Genomic DNA, 16,959 nt, shown 5'->3' on the forward strand with positions numbered 1-16,959 from the left:
TTTCTTACATTTCACCGACTGCTTCAGTTTAGCAATTACTCTGCCAAAATTTTACGGAAAACCACATTAGAAATCCTTTTCCTACTTTACGATAACGATGTAAATTGTGATATAGTATTATATGCCTGCACAATATTTTAACATTCAGTTATTTAGACCAAGAATAAAAAAAGAGTAAAAATTTTAAAATGATTTCATAAATGGAGCTTTGCACAAAACGGAAAATTTTGAATAAAAATCCTGTTCAATATTATTAATCCCCTAAAACTTGCGTGAAACATAAAACCAAAAGATATATTTTATAATTTTACCCCCATAAATTATAGGGTATAATGGAAAAGAAAATAGAAAAACGCTGGATAGCTGCGTTTTTAATTACTGCTTCAGTAGCAATAACCGGTCTTTTTTGGGACCATGCTACAGTAAATGCAAATTCTGTACAATTTAATTCAACCGACGCCATCGTGCCCGCAGACGTTGCATGGCTCCTTACTGCATCATGCCTTGTTTTGCTTATGACACCAGGTCTTGCCTTCTTTTACGGAGGAATGGTTGGCAAAAAGAACGTTATCTCAACCATGCTTAAGAGCTTTATATGCCTTGGTGTAATAAGCCTGCTTTGGGTAGTAATAGGTTTTAGCCTGTCGTTTGGCAGCCCGCTGGGTATTGATATAGCCGGAACTCATTACGGACTCATTGGCAATCCATCTGATTTTGCCTTTTTCGATTTTGTAGATGAGCATCCCCACAAAAAACTGGCTACGACCATACCTTTTATATTATTTGCCCTGTTCCAGATGAAGTTTGCCATAATAACTCCTGCAATAATAACAGGTGCATTGGCAGAACGTATAAGGTTCATATCGTTCCTGCTATTCATCTGTTTGTTCTCCATATTTATATATGCGCCGCTATGCCACATGGTTTGGCACCCTAACGGATTGCTTGGCAGCTACTTTGGCGTGAAAGATTTTGCCGGAGGTACTGTAGTGCACATGAGTGCCGGTTTCGCAGCAATTGCAGGTGTGTTATCCCTTGGGAAACGTAAAAACCTTGAATACATACCTACTAACATTCCGTTTGTACTATTAGGAACAGGAATGCTTTGGTTTGGATGGTTTGGGTTTAATGCAGGATCTGCTCTTGCGGCAAACCATACTGCGGCAATGGCATTTGCTACGACAACTATTGCATCTGCTTCGGCAATGCTAACCTGGGCGTTCTTTGACCGTCTTAACGGACGAAAAGTGTCAGCTCTTGGCGCTTGTATTGGCGCGGTAGTTGGATTAGTTGCTATTACTCCCGCTGCAGGGTTTGTATCTGTACCTAAGAGCATTTTCTTTGGGTTTGCCGCGGCTATAGTATCTAATATGATGGTAAATTGGAAACCTCTTAAACGAATAGACGATACCTTGGACGTATTTGCCTGCCACGGTGTGGGCGGTATTATGGGGATGATATTAACAGCCATCTTTGCAGAAGGTGAGAACGCAAGCCTTATGCACGGCGGGTGGAATATCTTTGGCCACCACATGATCGCAATGGTACTTGTTGCAGCCTTCTCTTTCTTTGGAGCTATGCTGCTCTATAAAGTTACCAACTGGTTTATTCCGCTTCGAGTATCTGAAGAAGCAGAACAGCTTGGACTGGACTTGTCGCAGCACGACGAGATGCTGGGATAAAAAATAAATTGTAAAAAGAAGAGCGTTAATCATGTTATTAAGCCTCTTCTTTTTTATTTTAGCCTATACAAAAAACCAATTATGAAAAAATTTGCATTTATCTGCACACTGCTATCCTTATCTATAAGCACGTATCTATTTACAAAACCTACCCTAGTAGATACAGCCGATGAAACCAAAACTATCAATACGTTTTTAGACAGCTGGCATACCGCTGCCGCAAAAGCAGATTATAACGGTTACTTTGGCAAAATTGCTGAAGACGGAATTTACATTGGTACAGACGCTACCGAAAACTGGACCAAGAAAGAATTTGAAGCTTTCTCAAAACCATATTTTGAAAAGGGTAAAACATGGGATTTTAAAGCCCTGCAGCGTAATATATTCTTTAGCAAAGACGGCAAAACGGCTTGGTTCAATGAGCTACTGGATACCCACATGAAAGCCTGCCAGGGATCAGGAGTCTTAGAAAAAACAGGAAAAGAATGGAAGATAAAACAATATGTATTGTCTATGACTTTTCCTAACGAAGCCATAGATGACATCATACCTGTTAAGGCTAAATATGAAGATCCTTTACTGGAAAAGCTAAGGGGGAAAAAATAATTTTAAAGCCACGAAATTGTAACCATTAAAAAAAACCGCAAATGAATTGAACCATCTGCGGTTTTTTTTCTTTATAAAGTTTGAGATAACGAAACTTTAAACTTACTCTGCTTTTGCACTTAAATGTTCCAACATATCAGCCGTCATAGAAGTCAGGTCAAAATTATGTTTCCAGCCCCAGTCTTCCCTTGCGCTGCTGTCGTCTATGCTTTGCGGCCAGCTGTCGGCAATTTTTTGGCGGAAGTCCGGTGCATAATCTATGGTAAAATCTGGGATTTCTTTTTTAATCGCTTCAGCGATCTCTGTTGGTGTAAAGTCCATTGCAGAGAGATTGTACGATGAACGTATCTTAATATTTTCAGCAGGTGCCTGCATAATCTCGATAGTTGCGCGGATGGCATCATCCATGTACATCATTGGCAAACGTGTTTCTTCGCTTAGGAAACAGGTATATTTTCCGTCGCTTAACGCTTTGTGGTAAATATCTACAGCATAATCTGTAGTACCGCCACCAGGAAGCGTAGACCAGCTTATAAGGCCGGGGTAACGTATGCTTCTAATATCTACACCGTAAATGTTATGATAGTACTCTGCCCATCTTTCACCAGATTGTTTAGAGATGCCGTACACGGTAGACGGTTCCATAACCGTATACTGAGGCGTGTTTTGTTTAGGCGTTGTAGGGCCAAAAACAGCAATACTAGACGGCCAGAATATTTTTTTGATTTTGCCGGCTTTAGCGAGGTTAAGCACGTGGAAAAGTGAGTTCATGTTTAAGTCCCATGCAAAGGCCGGATTCTTTTCGGCAGTTGCCGAAAGCAGGGCAGCCATAAGGTAAACCTCTTCTACCCCATTTTGTTCAATTACAGTTTCTATCTGGTTAAAATCAAGGGCATTTATTACCTCAAATGGGCCCGAAGCCACAAATTCAGCATCGCCTTTTCGTATATCGGATGCTATTACTGCATCTTTTCCGTATACATCCCTAAGTTTTTTGGTAAGCTCGGTACCTATCTGGCCACATGCGCCTATGATTAAAATCTTTGCCATAATTGTTGTTTTAACGGCACAAATATAATGCTTTAAGATTATCATTTTCACTCTGTTTACCGCCTGTTGTAACATTTTTTTGGAAGATTGTGATTTTAAAGGCAGTCCCGGTGCATTATCCTGAAAAAATAATCATTTATTCGTTCTTTATGATAGTTAACAACACTGTGATTATCCACTATTAAATCTTTCTAAAGAAATACTTTACCGCAACTGCATATTGGCCTAACATTTGTAAATTTGCTCTTTCAACACTCAAACATGAAATACCTGAAACTCATTATGCTTTGCTGCTTTTCGGCAGTTCTTTTTTCGTGTAAGGACGACGACGCTAAACGCCAGGCAGAAAACATTAAGGCAGCAAAACAAAACGATTCCATATTAAAAGTAATAAGCGACAACTGGAAGTTTAATATTCCGCCGCTTAACCCAAAAGTAGGAGAAAAACTTTCGGGCTGGACAGAATGGGAACAGCTGAATAATGAATTAATGCAAAGGCCCGTAGGCTCGCTTAATGCTTACAGGCAAAAAACCAAAAGCCTGGTTACCAAAACAGAGATGTTACGTAACAACATACCTGAATTTTTTAATAGACCGCAGGTAAAAAGCCGTATAAGCGTATTGGATACGCGCGTAAAATCGCTGTCTACCTATATAAACCTTGAAGTGATACCTGCTAAGAGGGTAATTGAACTTATAAATAGCATTACACACGAGGTAACATCGCTTCAAAACCAGATGAACGAGCTTGTGATATTAAAAGAAGTGCCTAAAGAAACGGGCGAAGACGAAATGCTTAAAGCACTTGACACCATAAGAATGGCAAACCCGGATGCAATGCCACAGCCACAAAGCAGTACACCATCAACAAGGCCCGGATTCAGCATGCCGGGCGCAAACCGTAATTAAAGATACTATTGAAACCCGAAATTTTAGATAAATACAGCCATTCGGCCAAAGTAAAACAGATTGCTGCAGCCCTGCAGCAGCGCGAGAACAAGATCCACATAAAAGGATTGCTGGGCTCGTCGTTGTCTTTTGTAACCGATCCGCTCTTTAGGGAGGCAGAACTGCCTTTTCTTCTTATCCTTAAAGATAAGGAGGAGGCCGCCTATTATCTTAACGACCTTGAGCAGCTTATAGGCGATCAGGATGTGCTGTTCTATCCTGGATCGTACAGGCGTCCGTACCAGATTGAAGAAACGGATAATGCCAATATTCTTTTACGTGCCGAAGTTCTTAACCGCATAAACAGCCGTAAGAAACCGGCACTCATTGTTTCGTATCCTGATGCACTATTTGAGAAAGTAGTGACCCGTAAGGAACTCGAAAAAAACACTCTTAAAGTGGCTGTTGGCGACCAGATCTCCATTGACTTTATAAACGAAGTATTGTTTGAATATGAGTTTCGCCGTGTTGACTTTGTAACCGAACCGGGAGAATTTTCGGTACGCGGTGGTATTGTAGACGTGTTCTCGTTTTCTAACGACAACCCTTACCGTATAGAGTTCTTTGGCAATGAGGTGGACAGCATCCGTACGTTTGATGTGGCTTCCCAATTGTCATTGGATAAAAAAAATAAGATCACTGTTATTCCTAATGTTGAAAACAAGCAATTGCAGGAAAAGCGCGAGAGTTTCCTGGAATACATTAACGAGAAAACAGTACTCCTTATCCAGAATACTGATGCACTTCTTGCGCAGCTTGATGTGCTGTTTAAAAAAGCTACCGAAGCTTTTGACAAACTCTCAAAAGATATAAAACATGCTGCTCCCGAAGAACTGTTCCTTAACCAGCAAACCTTTGTAAAAAAAGCATTAGACTTTACCATTGCAGAGCTGGGCAGTAAGGCAGTCTTCAGGACACAAAAAACATTTGAATATTACATACAGCCGCAGCCCTCATTCAACAAGCAGTTTGATTTATTGCTTAACAACCTGAGCGATAACCACGGTAACGGTTTTAAAAACTATATCTTTTGCTCTAACGAGGCACAGGCAAAACGATTTCATGATATTTTTGAAAGCCTTGATGAAGCTAATCATGAAGACATCCGCAAGCAGTATAAGACCATCGTTTTCCCTATTTATGAGGGTTTTATAGACGAAGAAAACCAGATTGCCTGCTATACCGACCACCAGATATTTGAACGTTACCACAAGTTCAGCATCAAAAATGGCTATTCTAAAAAAGGGGCTATTACACTTAAAGAACTCAATTCGCTGTCAGTTGGCGATTATGTAACCCATATCGACCACGGTATCGGTAAATTTGGCGGACTGCAAAAAATACAGGTAGAAGGCAAAACACAGGAAGCTATAAAACTTGTGTATGCTGATAATGATATTGTATATGTAAGCATCCACTCGCTGCACAAAATATCAAAATACAACGGTAAAGATGGTGCGCCGCCTAAAATATACAAACTGGGCAGCAGCGCCTGGAAAACGCTTAAGCAAAAAACCAAGGCACGCGTTAAGCACATTGCATTCAACCTTATTCAGCTGTACGCAAAGCGAAGGCTTGAAAAAGGCTTCCAGTATGCGCCTGACAGCTACATGCAGGCCGAGCTGGAGTCTTCATTTATCTATGAAGATACGCCTGACCAGGTTACTGCTACACGCGATGTAAAGGCCGATATGGAAAGCGAGCGCCCCATGGACCGCCTTGTATGTGGTGATGTGGGCTTTGGCAAGACCGAAGTTGCCATACGTGCTGCCTTTAAAGCGGTTGACAATGGCAAACAGGTTGCCATACTCGTTCCTACCACCATACTGGCTTATCAGCATTACCGCACCTTTAGCGAAAGGCTTAAAGATATGCCGGTAAGCATAGGTTACCTGAATCGTTTCCGTACAGCAAAACAAAAATCAGATACACTAAAACAGCTTGCTGATGGCAAACTGGATATCCTTATAGGCACACACCAGTTGGTTAACAAAAACGTACAGTTTAGAGACCTTGGCCTTTTGATTGTAGACGAGGAACAAAAATTTGGTGTAAACGTAAAAGACAAGCTGAAGACCATAGCCCAAAATGTAGATACACTCACACTTACGGCAACCCCTATACCAAGAACGCTTCAGTTCTCACTTATGGCCGCGAGGGACCTTTCGGTCATTACCACGCCGCCGCCAAACCGTTATCCTATAGAAACACAGGTAGTAGGCTTTAATGAAGAAGTGATACGCGATGCCATTTCGTATGAGATACAGCGTGGCGGACAGGTATTTTTCATTAATAACCGAATTGAAAACATTAAAGAAGTTGCAGGAATGATACAGCGTCTTGTTCCCGGTGCAAGGGTTGGCGTAGGCCACGGCCAGATGGAAGGCAAGAAGCTGGAAGAACTTATGCTTGGCTTTATGGAAGGCGATTTTGATGTACTTGTAGCTACCACAATTATTGAAAGCGGACTTGATGTTCCTAATGCCAATACAATCTTCATCAATAATGCCAATAACTTTGGACTATCCGACCTTCACCAGATGCGCGGGCGTGTAGGCCGAAGCAACAAGAAAGCATTCTGTTATTTTATTACTCCCCCTTATTCTGCGATGACTGAAGATGCACGCAAGCGCATCCAGGCACTGGAGCAGTTTAGCGAACTGGGCAGCGGTTTCAATATTGCCATGAAAGACCTTGAGATACGGGGCGCTGGAGACCTTTTAGGTGGAGAGCAAAGCGGTTTTATTAATGAAATTGGTTTTGACACCTACCAAAAGATCATGAACGAGGCAATTGATGAGCTTAAGGAAAATGAGTTCAAAGACTTATACGATGACGAAGAGGGCGATAGCGAAAAAGAATATGTAAAAGACATACAGATAGACAGCGATTTTGAGCTGCTATTCCCTGACGAATATGTAAATAATATCACAGAGCGCCTTAACCTGTACAATGAACTTGGCGCTATTAAGGACGAAACCGGCCTCCAGGCCTTTGAAGCCAAGCTTATTGACCGTTTTGGGCCACTGCCTAAACAGGCCGAAGCCCTGCTTATAAGTATGCGCATAAAATGGATCGCTACAAAAATAGGGCTCGAAAAACTGGTACTTAAACAAGGCAAGATGGTAGGCTACTTTGTAGGCGATCAACAGTCAGATTACTATCAGTCGGTATCATTCAGAAGGGTGCTCCAATTTATACAAAAGCACCAGACTTTGGCAAAAATGAAAGAAAAGCAAACAAAGAGCGGACTTAGACTGCTGCTAACTTTTGAGAACGTAAAATCGCTCAAAAAAGCACTTGATCTGCTGGAAATGGTTTTCGAATAAGCTAACAGTTTCATAATTATTACGCAGGGAGAATTATTTGATTATTGATAATTCTCCCTTCGTATTTGTAAGTAATTTCTTTTAGTTAAAGATTTCTTAAAGATAATCACAAATAGGTTAAAATGAGGTTAAATCCTACATTTTGGCAATTTATAATTATGCATACATATATATTTGTGCCTTTAACACGAAAAAATATTTTAAGATGAAAAACCCATTTATTTACCTTTTTGCGCTGCTAACGAGCGTAGTATCGCTAACATCATGTTCAAGTGACGATGATAACGGATCTGTATCAAGAGAAATCAGGTATGAAATTACCGGAGATTTTTCTGGTGAGGAGCTGGATGTAACCTATACAGTTAACAATGGAGCTACTAATGCTGAAGTTACTTCACTTCCATGGAGCTACACATACACTGCAGAAGGGAATACAGCAGGAGGAGCATCGTTATCTGCGGGAGGATTTGGAGCGGTACCGGGAGAAAAAATTACTATTAAAATCTTCCAGGGCAATACTCAAAAAGCATCTGTTGAAGGAACAGCAAATTCTGACGGAATAGTGGCTGTTGTAGCAAACGCTTATTTCAACTAAGAAACAAACAATCATAATAACGGGCGGTTAAGATATCTTAGCCGCCCTTTTATATTTATTCAAGCCCTTTCCACCATTCGGTAAATACCTCATCGTTGGTAAGCGATGCCTTTTGTCCTATCATTGGTGTCATGATCGGCATGGCTTGTTTCTTGGCTTCCGCAGTAACACGCAGTATGGGTTCATCCCAATCGTGAAGCGCAAGCGAAAACTTTGCCCAGTGTACCGGCATAAGTTTTTTAGCCTTTAATTCCTGCGCAGCGGTAACAACCTGTTCCGGCATCATGTGTATGTATTTCCAATATTCGTTATATTGCCCACACTCCAGTATTGCAAGGTCAAACGGGCCGTATTGATCGCCTATTTCTTTATAATGTGTATCGTAACCGGAATCACCGCCAAGGTAAAGGTTAAGTGTTGGCGTTTTCACTACAAACGATGTCCACAGCGCTCCGTTGCGTTTTAATCCGCGGCCTGAGAAATGCCTTGCAGGTGTAGTATGTATTACAAACCCGCTGCCCAGGTCTATGGTTTCATTCCAGTTACGCTCTTCAACCGTAGCCATATCAAATTCCCATCGTTCAAAATGCTGCCCCGTGCCTAAGCCTGTAATTATTTTTTTTACTTTGTCTTTTAGTTTTAGTACCGTTTCATAATCAAGGTGATCCCAATGATCGTGCGATATAAAAAGGAAATCTATAGCGGGAAGGTCTTCTACGGCATATACGTCTGCCCCGGCAAATGCTCTTGTTGTAAAACTAACAGGCGATGCCGCACCGCTGAATACAGGGTCTACCAGCATAGTTTTACCATTGGCCTGTATAAAGTATGACGAATGCCCAAACCATACAATGACGTTCTCTGACGGGTCAAGATGCAGTAAGTCTATTTTTTGTGACGGAAGCGGCTGTGCCGGCTTACTCCTTTTGCTCTTGCCAAAGAAAAATTTATTCAAAACGGTAAGCATACTAACGCCTTCGGCAAGATCAGGCGTATGGTGCTGGTTTTGGAACTGACCGTCTTTATAGTTAGCCGCCTGTTCAATCTTTTTCAGGCGTTCTCCTTTTGGCTGGCTGCCAAACTTTGGGGTCTGCATAAATGTCCATATTCCAACTGCCATTATCAGCAGCACTACCGCTACAATCATAATTATTTTTTTAAATCTTTTTTTCATTTTTTGGCTACTCATCAATAATAGACTGACTAATCACTCTAAATTATCTAAAAAAATCAGGCTAACATGGTGCAGAGCATAGTAAAGCCATCATCTATAATTTTTTGTTGTACATCAACCGTAAACTTAGCTTTAGACAAATACTGGCTTATTCCATATATATGGCTGCTAAAAATGCTAAGTATAAATGCGGTGTCGCGTTTTTTAAAGAATTTATTCTTTATAGCTTCTTCAATTTCGTCACAGCTTTTTTGCAGTTGTTCTTTAATGACATCGGGGGAAAGCATTGCTGCAAACGGCGATGCATGAAATTGTTGGATAAAGTAGAATTCGTCCTTATTATCCATAGACCATAAAATAATCTGGGTAAACTGTATCCTGAATCTTTCTTCAGGAGTTGTCGCAAGAGTTGCCTTATGCTCTATATATTCTCCCATACGCTTTTTAACGTCTATGTAAAGGCTAATTATAAGGTCTTCTTTTGTGGGATAATAGTGAAACAGCGTTCCGTTTGCAACGCTGGCTTCTTTTGCAATCTTGCTTGTTGGGGTACCATGAAAGCCGTTCTGCACAAACAGCCTTAGGGCTGATGCAAGCAAATCTTTACGCTTATCATTTACAGATTGACTAATCACTCTACAAAGGTAGGTAAAATTTTATTCGCTCAACATACAGATGCAAAAATAAAAAACCCTTCCGTTGTGGGAAGGGTCAATATATCACGATAAGCCAATTCTAAAGGTTTTTAAGGTCTTTAACTACTTTAAAGGCAAGGTCTACTTCCTGCTCGCTTACCAATATGGTAAACTCATAAGACGTAGAAATCACCTCACTGATAATAATACCCTCCCATGCTAAACGCTGAAAGATATAATAGTACACACCCGGAGTGGTAATATTATCTTTAGGGAGCTTTATTGTTATGGATGCCAGGTTATCACTGCGCTCAATTTGTTTTTCGTCAGCAAAAAGGCGGTCAACCGTAGGATTAACCGATGAGCTGATTACTATATTGGTTTCGTTTACACCTCTTGAAGAAGTATAAAACACGTCTGGATTTGAATTTATGCTTGTTATAAGCTCTGCCTGTTTATTAAGTATAGTGTCAGAAACAGCAAAAGTATAATCAGTCAGGGAAGAACGTACTGTAATCTCGCCTATTCCTTTTAATACCTTAACTATCTTATGGTTCACACGGAAATCAAGATCTTCTGAAAGTCTTTTTAACGACATTACCACGGCGCCCTGTTTTACGTCTTTGCCCAGTTCCTGTTCAAGTTCCGGCATCATGTTCCGCGCAAGCGAGGTGAGATTTATAATTCCCTGAGAGAGTGCGCTCAGCAGGAATGGTTTTGTTTTAATGTAGTGTTCCACTACCGAAGAAATCGTCTTCATAGCCTAATTGGTTGAGTTGTAGTTAGTTTTGTTGGCAAATATAGAAAAAAAACATTTTGTTACAAATGTAACAACGGAAAATTACAAAAAACACAAAATTTGTATTGTTTGTGCATTAAATGCTTTTGACATGTACGGGGGCTATGTCAATGGCTAAAATAGGGATTTATTTAACACAAATATGGACTTTCTTAACATTTAACAAGTTTAAAAATCTATAGAAATTATAGATTAAAAGTGATAAAATGCATCTTCTATATGGTCGATTTCATAGTTTTTTCCATTTTTAAAAACTGAGATAATATCAAAACGAACATCGGCTTCCACATCATTTTGAGTTACATACTCATTTACAGCTTTCACCAGATGCTGAATCTTTTTTGGGTTTACAAAATCCTGCGGCAGCCCAAAATCTAAAGATGATCTTGTTTTTACCTCAACTATGGCAAGTACATTGCCTTTTTGGGCAATAATATCAATCTCTGCCTTAAGGTACATCCAGTTGGTTTGCAGTATGGCATAGCCATTTTTTTGAAGGTAATCGGCAGCCAATTCTTCGCCCAGCTTACCAAGGTCGTTATGCTCTGCCATTAGTCAAACGATATTTTTGTGCCCGATGCAGTTACATCAAACGCTACCTGTTTGCCAAATACCAATGCGCAGTTGTCTTTAATATGCCCTGACGGAAAGTTAAAGCAGATAGGAATATTATATTCTTTCGTGATATCCTGAATGATTTGCAGGGCATTATGCCCCCACGGAATGTCGTTATCGCGCATCTTGGTCATCCCTCCTATTATGATGCCTTTTACATCTTTAAAGTAACCATTGCGTTCCAGGTTCATCATCATGCGGTCTATATGGTATAGGTATTCGTCGAGGTCCTCAATAAAGATGATCTTGCCTTTATAATCAGCTTCAGATGACGATCCTATAATGCTATATAATACAGAGAGGTTTCCACCAACGAGTTCGCCATGCGCCTTACCTGTTTTATTGTAGGCATGAGCCGGGATGCTGTATTCTATCTTACCACCAAATAGTCCTTTCTTCAGCCCTTCAATAGCTTCGGGTGTCGCACCGGCAACGCTAATGCAGGCAATGGAATGCAGCGTGGCGATATCAAAATTGTTCACATGGCTGTGCATTACGGTAAAATCGCTAAAGCCAACGAGCCATTTAGGCTGCTGTTTAAATTTGGTAAAATTCAGCCTGTCGATCATCCGTACAGTACCATAGCCGCCTTTGGCTGTCCATATTGCTTTTATGGATGGGTTATCAAGCATCTGCTGAAAGTCCTGTGCCCTTTGCCAGTCCTGCCCTGCCAGCTGGTCGTTATCAAGCCCCACGGTTTTGCCTATCACTACATTCAGCCCCCAGCTTTTAAGCAGTTTTACGGCAGGCTCAAGCGGTGCCATATCCACTTTCCTGGCTGTTGCCAATATACCCACTGTGTCGCCCTTTTTGAGATACGGCGGAATTTTTACAGTATTCTGGGCTTGTAATGTTATGGATATAAGTAAGAGTAATGATAGAAAGATCCTTTGCATTGTTGCTTTTTGGTTTATAACAAACTTAAGGAAAATTACTTTTACCCACGGCTCTATTGTTCTTTTGTCCTGAAACAAAAGAACAAAAAATTCAAGGCTACAACTTCTTAGGCTACAAATCATAACTTTCGGCTAAAGTATTTGAACCCGCTTCGCTCAAACGGCAAATCCTTCTTAACGCCTCAAGTTAAGATTTGCTAAAGGCCACGAAGTTTAATGCCTTCAGCTTCACTGAAACGGATTGACATCATCTAATTTACAGCGAAAACTTTACCTAATAATTTCGTACTTTTGCATTTCTAAATTTACAAGACAAGATGTTACAAGATCCAAAAAGATATACTGTTACTGCGGCACTGCCTTATACTAACGGCCCTATACATATAGGCCACCTTGCAGGTGTTTATGTTCCCGGAGATATTTATTCACGTTTCCTGAGGCTTCAGGGCAAAGATGTGGCTTTTATCTGCGGCAGCGATGAGCACGGGGTTGCCATATCTATGAAGGCTAAAAAAGAAGGCATTACACCACAGGAAGTGATAGACAAGTACCACGCTATCATCAAACAGTCTTTTGAAGATTTTGGAATCTCTTTTGACAATTATTCACGTACTTCTGCAAAGATCCATCACGATACGGCTTCTGAATTCTTCAAAAAGCTGTACAACGAAGGTAAATTCATTGAAGAAGTTACAGAACAACTTTATGACGAACAGGCTGACCAGTTTCTGGCCGACCGCTTTGTAATTGGTACCTGCCCTAAGTGTGGTAACGAAGAGGCTTATGGTGACCAATGTGAACGATGTGGTTCGTCGCTTAACGCTACCGACCTTATTAATCCAAAATCGACAATTACAGGTTCTAAACCGATATTGAAATCAACTAAACACTGGTTCTTACCGCTGGATCGTTATGATGCATTTCTTCGTGAATGGATTCTTGAAGGTCATAAAAATGACTGGAAACCTAACGTATTCGGACAGGTAAAATCATGGCTGGATGACGGACTTAAACCACGTGCCGTAACCCGCGATCTTGACTGGGGTATTCCTGTACCTGTAGAAGGTGCCGAAGGCAAAGTGCTGTATGTGTGGTTTGATGCGCCTATTGGCTATATATCTTCTACTAAAGAATGGGCACAGCGCGAAGGTAAAGACTGGGAGCCTTACTGGAAAAGCGAGGATACTAAACTGGTACACTTTATTGGTAAAGACAATATTGTTTTCCATTGCATAATATTCCCTGCTATGCTTAAGGCAGAGGGTTCATACATAATGCCCGATAATGTTCCGGCAAATGAATTCCTGAACCTTGAAGGCAACAAACTGTCTACTTCTAAAAACTGGGCGGTATGGCTTCATGAATACCTTCAGGATTTCCCGGGCAAACAGGATGTATTGCGTTATGCGCTTACTTCTAACGCTCCCGAAACAAAAGACAACGACTTTACCTGGAAAGATTTTCAGGCAAGAAACAATAACGAACTTGTAGCCATCTTTGGTAACTTTATTAACCGTGTGGTGGTACTTACCAATAAATATTATGAAGGTGCGGTACCTGCGCCAAACGCTTACAGCGATGTAGACGAAGCGACCCTTACCGAAATGCGTGCCTACCCCGCCGTGATCGCTTCTTCAGTAGAACGTTACCGCTTTAGGGAAGCACTCTCTGAACTGATGAACCTTGCCCGCCTTGGTAACAAATACCTGGCGGACGAAGAGCCTTGGAAAGTTATTAAAGAAGACCCGGCACGTGTACAGACCCAAATGTATGTGGCACTTCAAATAGCAGCTGCACTTTCGGTTTTATCTGAACCGTTCTTGCCTTTTACGGCCGCCAAACTTAAGAAGATGCTGTCAATTAGCGAAGGCTCACTTTCGTGGAATGACATTACCCTTAAAGAAGACCTTCTTGTAGCAGGAAGCACTATAGGCCAGGCCGAATTGCTTTTTGCTAAAATAGAAGATGAAGAGATACAAAAACAGGTAGACCGCCTAGAGGCTACCAAAACAGCTAACATTGCTGAAAACAAAAAAGCCGAACCACAAAAAGACCTAATTACCTATGAGGATTTCTCTAAAATGGATATACGTACCGGAACCATTATTGAAGCTGAAAAAATGCCGAAAGCCAACAAGCTTTTAGTATTAAAAGTTGATACGGGTATTGATGTGCGTACCATAGTTTCGGGTATCGCAGAAAGCTTTACACCGGAAGAAGTAGTGGGCAAACGTGTCACTGTACTAGTTAACCTTGCCCCACGTAACCTGCGTGGTGTAGAGAGCAACGGTATGATACTAATGACCCAAAATGCCGAAGGCAAACTGGTATTCGTTAATCCTGATACCGATGGTGTAGGGAATGGCGAAATGATAAGTTAATTACTTTGTAAGATATATATTTAAACGGCTCCATATGGGGCCGTTTTGCTAATTTTTAAAGTTTGCCGATTTTTTCGTTAAACATATTGGATTACAAATTAAATTTTATTTAATTTTATACTCAAATAACTTTTTTAAACGAAAAAATCGATGTTAATACGTTTTACCGTTAGTAATTTCATGTCTTTTAAAGATGAGACAGAATTTAATATGCTGCCATCAAAGGGAAATGGTTCAAGAAAGCTTCAAGAACATATTCACAAAACAAATTCTGGAATTGAGGTTTTAAAAACTGCTGCAATTTATGGAGCCAATGCAGCTGGAAAAAGCAATTTGGTTAGAGCGATTGATTATTTAAAAGATGTAGTTTTTGGATTTGAAAATTTGCTCATGCCACAAAGTAAAAGATTTCGAAATAATAACTTATATAAAGATAAGCCTACAATATTTAGATTAGAATATGAATTTAAAGAAAAACACTATGATTACGCGATAGAAATTTTTAAAGGAAAAATTCAACAAGAGTGGCTTTATTTAATTGATTCTGTTTTACAGGAGAAAGAACAAGTATTGTATAGAAGAGAAAATAAGGAAGTTACCTTTGGGAATTATTTTGACAAATCAACAGATTTGTCATATATAAAAAAATACTTAAGTAAAGAATTAAAAGATTCACAGACTGTATTAGAAGCATGTTTCGGAAATATTGAAGACAATGATATTTTAGACAATTTTATGTATGCTTTTGGAAGATTAACGATAGTCACTCCGGATGCAAAGAGTGAGCTATATTCTGAATCAATCCTAATAGGTGATACATCTATAGATTTTGCAAAAAATTTATTAAAAAACAGCAAAACTGGAATAGAAGATTTAATTGTGAATGAAATAGAAGCTGATAATTTTTTTAGTTATTCAGATAGTGATTTAAAAAAAGAACTGATTGACGAACTTGAAAGTTATCTTGAATCTACCGAACAAAAAGAAGCATATGTTTCTTTTCAACAAAGTTCACAAATTAACGTATTAAGAAAAAAAGGAGATAAATATTTCGTTTCGTTTATAAATACTAAACATTATAATTCAGACAGCTTATACGATTTTGACGAAGAGTCAGATGGAACAAACAGGCTATTTGAATTATCACCTGCTTTTGACCAATTAATATTTGAAGGCGATGTAGTTTACATTATTGACGAATTGGAACGCAGTATGCATCCATTACTTGCTAAAGAATTATTAAGAATGTACTCATTGGCAGATACTAAAAACAGTCAATTAATTTTCACAACACATGAAAGTCATTTGCTCGACAATGACCTGCTAAGGAGAGATGAAATTTGGTTTACAGAAAAAAAGGAAGATGGCAGCACAGAATTTTATCCCTTAAGCAACTTTAATCCCCGTGGAGATAAAGTTTTAGAACGTGGATATTTAGAAGGACGTTATGGCGGAATTCCGTATTTAGGAGACTTTTCAAAATTAGTTATTGAAGAAAATCAAGATTAATGGATAGAAAAAGATATTCCTTAGCAGACTACAATAAAAAAGAGGCATCGGTTGATGCTACTAAATTTTTTATTATTTATGAGGGAGAACTAAAGGAACCTAAATATTTTGAAGCCTTTAATAACAATTTTCTAAATCCAAAAACGGCTTGTATTCTACATGTCTTTGAAAGTGATACTAAAATTGTAGGATCCCAACCAAAAAAATTAATTGAAAGGGCGGTGGAATTTATTGAAAACCCACCGACAGGATTAAAGGTAACTCCAACTTTAGAAGATAAATTTAGATTTGTATTAGATGTAGATGATCATCCGACAGCTCAATTTGACGAATTGAAAGATTACTGTAGAAGTTTACCAGATGCAAATTTATATATAAGCAATTATTGCTTTGAAGTTTGGCTATATTTTCATTTGGATGAACAGATAAATATGAGTTGTACTTCAAGCTCTGAAATGAAAACAGAATTAGGAGAAAAACACACCGAACACAAATTAAAAAACTATCCTAAAAGTTATCTAGATATCGAACTTATAAATAATGCAATTGATAGGGCCGATAAAGTTGATGTCGATAAAGAAAATTACTTCCCCGCTGAAAAGTCTTCTAAAGTCTATTTGTTAATGAAAGAATTACTTGAATATTCAATTGACAATAACAAAGTGAAAGACCCTGAAATTTTATAGAATGGCTCCCATCGGGAGCCGTTTTTGTTTGCCAACTTACCTATCTACTCATTT

The 16,959-nt window shown here is 39.5% G+C and carries 14 protein-coding genes; 8 read left to right on the forward strand and 6 right to left on the reverse strand.

Annotation, left to right across the window (positions count from 1 at the left end; all coding sequences use genetic code 11):
• The first annotated feature begins 332 nt into the window (after nt 1-332).
• Together R1T16_RS04235 and R1T16_RS04240 are read left to right on the forward strand one after the other, a co-directional pair.
• Nucleotides 333-1,682, forward strand: coding sequence for an ammonium transporter (locus R1T16_RS04235; RefSeq protein WP_317499830.1), 1,350 nt, complete (start codon nt 333-335; stop codon nt 1,680-1,682).
• Between the two features lie 81 nt (nt 1,683-1,763).
• On the forward strand, nt 1,764-2,288 hold the full coding sequence (locus R1T16_RS04240; protein ID WP_317499831.1) for a nuclear transport factor 2 family protein: 525 nt from the start codon (nt 1,764-1,766) through the stop codon (nt 2,286-2,288).
• A gap of 102 nt (nt 2,289-2,390) precedes the next feature.
• On the opposite strand, the gene R1T16_RS04245 is transcribed toward R1T16_RS04240, so the two are convergent.
• Nucleotides 2,391-3,341, reverse strand: coding sequence for an L-threonine 3-dehydrogenase (locus tag R1T16_RS04245; protein ID WP_317500046.1), 951 nt, complete (start codon nt 3,339-3,341; stop codon nt 2,391-2,393).
• Nucleotides 3,342-3,599: 258 nt separating this feature from the next.
• Between R1T16_RS04245 and R1T16_RS04250 the strand changes: the two genes are divergently transcribed.
• The 3 genes from R1T16_RS04250 (at nt 3,600) to R1T16_RS04260 (ending at nt 8,210) form a co-directional block, all read left to right on the forward strand.
• Nucleotides 3,600-4,247, forward strand: a complete 648-nt coding sequence (locus R1T16_RS04250) for a hypothetical protein (protein WP_317499832.1) — start codon at nt 3,600-3,602, stop codon at nt 4,245-4,247.
• An 8-nt stretch (nt 4,248-4,255) separates the two neighbouring features.
• On the forward strand, nt 4,256-7,615 hold the full coding sequence (gene mfd, locus R1T16_RS04255) for a transcription-repair coupling factor (protein WP_317499833.1): 3,360 nt from the start codon (nt 4,256-4,258) through the stop codon (nt 7,613-7,615).
• Nucleotides 7,616-7,820: 205 nt separating this feature from the next.
• The gene (locus R1T16_RS04260; RefSeq protein ID WP_317499834.1) at nt 7,821-8,210 is read left to right on the forward strand and encodes a hypothetical protein; all 390 of its coding nucleotides are present in this window, start codon (nt 7,821-7,823) and stop codon (nt 8,208-8,210) included.
• A 55-nt stretch (nt 8,211-8,265) separates the two neighbouring features.
• Here the strand turns inward: R1T16_RS04260 and R1T16_RS04265 are convergent, their stop codons facing one another.
• The 5 genes from R1T16_RS04265 to R1T16_RS04285 form a co-directional block, all read right to left on the reverse strand.
• On the reverse strand, nt 8,266-9,384 hold the full coding sequence (locus R1T16_RS04265; RefSeq protein ID WP_317499835.1) for an MBL fold metallo-hydrolase: 1,119 nt from the start codon (nt 9,382-9,384) through the stop codon (nt 8,266-8,268).
• A gap of 56 nt (nt 9,385-9,440) precedes the next feature.
• A complete protein-coding gene (locus R1T16_RS04270) occupies nt 9,441-10,019 on the reverse strand; it encodes a TetR/AcrR family transcriptional regulator (protein ID WP_317499836.1) in 579 nt (192 codons plus the stop codon).
• Nucleotides 10,020-10,119: 100 nt separating this feature from the next.
• Nucleotides 10,120-10,779 (reverse strand): aspartate kinase, encoded by a 660-nt coding sequence (locus R1T16_RS04275; RefSeq protein WP_317499837.1) that lies wholly within the window; start codon nt 10,777-10,779, stop codon nt 10,120-10,122.
• A 231-nt stretch (nt 10,780-11,010) separates the two neighbouring features.
• Nucleotides 11,011-11,370, reverse strand: a complete 360-nt coding sequence (locus R1T16_RS04280; protein WP_317499838.1) for a YraN family protein — start codon at nt 11,368-11,370, stop codon at nt 11,011-11,013.
• Nucleotides 11,370-12,329, reverse strand: a complete 960-nt coding sequence (locus tag R1T16_RS04285) for an LD-carboxypeptidase (protein WP_317499839.1) — start codon at nt 12,327-12,329, stop codon at nt 11,370-11,372. Before R1T16_RS04285 ends, R1T16_RS04280 begins: the two co-directional genes overlap by 1 nt.
• A gap of 317 nt (nt 12,330-12,646) precedes the next feature.
• Here R1T16_RS04285 and metG point away from each other — a divergent pair, with 317 nt between their 5' ends.
• The 3 genes from metG (at nt 12,647) to R1T16_RS04300 (ending at nt 16,905) form a co-directional block, all read left to right on the forward strand.
• Complete coding sequence (metG, locus tag R1T16_RS04290) at nt 12,647-14,710, forward strand: methionine--tRNA ligase (protein WP_317499840.1); 2,064 nt, start codon at nt 12,647-12,649, stop codon at nt 14,708-14,710.
• A 150-nt stretch (nt 14,711-14,860) separates the two neighbouring features.
• On the forward strand, nt 14,861-16,219 hold the full coding sequence (locus tag R1T16_RS04295) for an AAA family ATPase (protein WP_411162016.1): 1,359 nt from the start codon (nt 14,861-14,863) through the stop codon (nt 16,217-16,219).
• The gene (locus R1T16_RS04300; protein WP_317499842.1) at nt 16,219-16,905 is read left to right on the forward strand and encodes an RloB family protein; all 687 of its coding nucleotides are present in this window, start codon (nt 16,219-16,221) and stop codon (nt 16,903-16,905) included. The genes R1T16_RS04295 and R1T16_RS04300 overlap by 1 nt, the downstream gene beginning before the upstream one ends.
• Nucleotides 16,906-16,959: the final 54 nt, after the last annotated feature.

The sequence above is a fragment of the Flavobacterium sp. DG1-102-2 genome, from assembly GCF_033042555.1.
GTDB lineage: Bacteria > Bacteroidota > Bacteroidia > Flavobacteriales > Flavobacteriaceae > Flavobacterium.

What these genes read in the sequence shown, in the direction of transcription:
- R1T16_RS04240 (WP_317499831.1), top strand. Translation starts at nt 1,764, where the DNA reads ATGAAAAAATTTGCATTTATCTGCACACTGCTATCCTTATCTATAAGC.
- R1T16_RS04265 (WP_317499835.1), bottom strand. Translation starts at nt 9,384, where the DNA reads ATGAAAAAAAGATTTAAAAAAATAATTATGATTGTAGCGGTAGTGCTG.
- R1T16_RS04295 (WP_411162016.1), top strand. Translation starts at nt 14,861, where the DNA reads ATGTTAATACGTTTTACCGTTAGTAATTTCATGTCTTTTAAAGATGAG.
- R1T16_RS04280 (WP_317499838.1), bottom strand. Translation starts at nt 11,370, where the DNA reads ATGGCAGAGCATAACGACCTTGGTAAGCTGGGCGAAGAATTGGCTGCC.
- R1T16_RS04275 (WP_317499837.1), bottom strand. Translation starts at nt 10,779, where the DNA reads ATGAAGACGATTTCTTCGGTAGTGGAACACTACATTAAAACAAAACCA.
- R1T16_RS04285 (WP_317499839.1), bottom strand. Translation starts at nt 12,329, where the DNA reads ATGCAAAGGATCTTTCTATCATTACTCTTACTTATATCCATAACATTA.
- R1T16_RS04260 (WP_317499834.1), top strand. Translation starts at nt 7,821, where the DNA reads ATGAAAAACCCATTTATTTACCTTTTTGCGCTGCTAACGAGCGTAGTA.
- R1T16_RS04235 (WP_317499830.1), top strand. Translation starts at nt 333, where the DNA reads ATGGAAAAGAAAATAGAAAAACGCTGGATAGCTGCGTTTTTAATTACT.
- R1T16_RS04250 (WP_317499832.1), top strand. Translation starts at nt 3,600, where the DNA reads ATGAAATACCTGAAACTCATTATGCTTTGCTGCTTTTCGGCAGTTCTT.
- R1T16_RS04300 (WP_317499842.1), top strand. Translation starts at nt 16,219, where the DNA reads ATGGATAGAAAAAGATATTCCTTAGCAGACTACAATAAAAAAGAGGCA.
- metG (WP_317499840.1), top strand. Translation starts at nt 12,647, where the DNA reads ATGTTACAAGATCCAAAAAGATATACTGTTACTGCGGCACTGCCTTAT.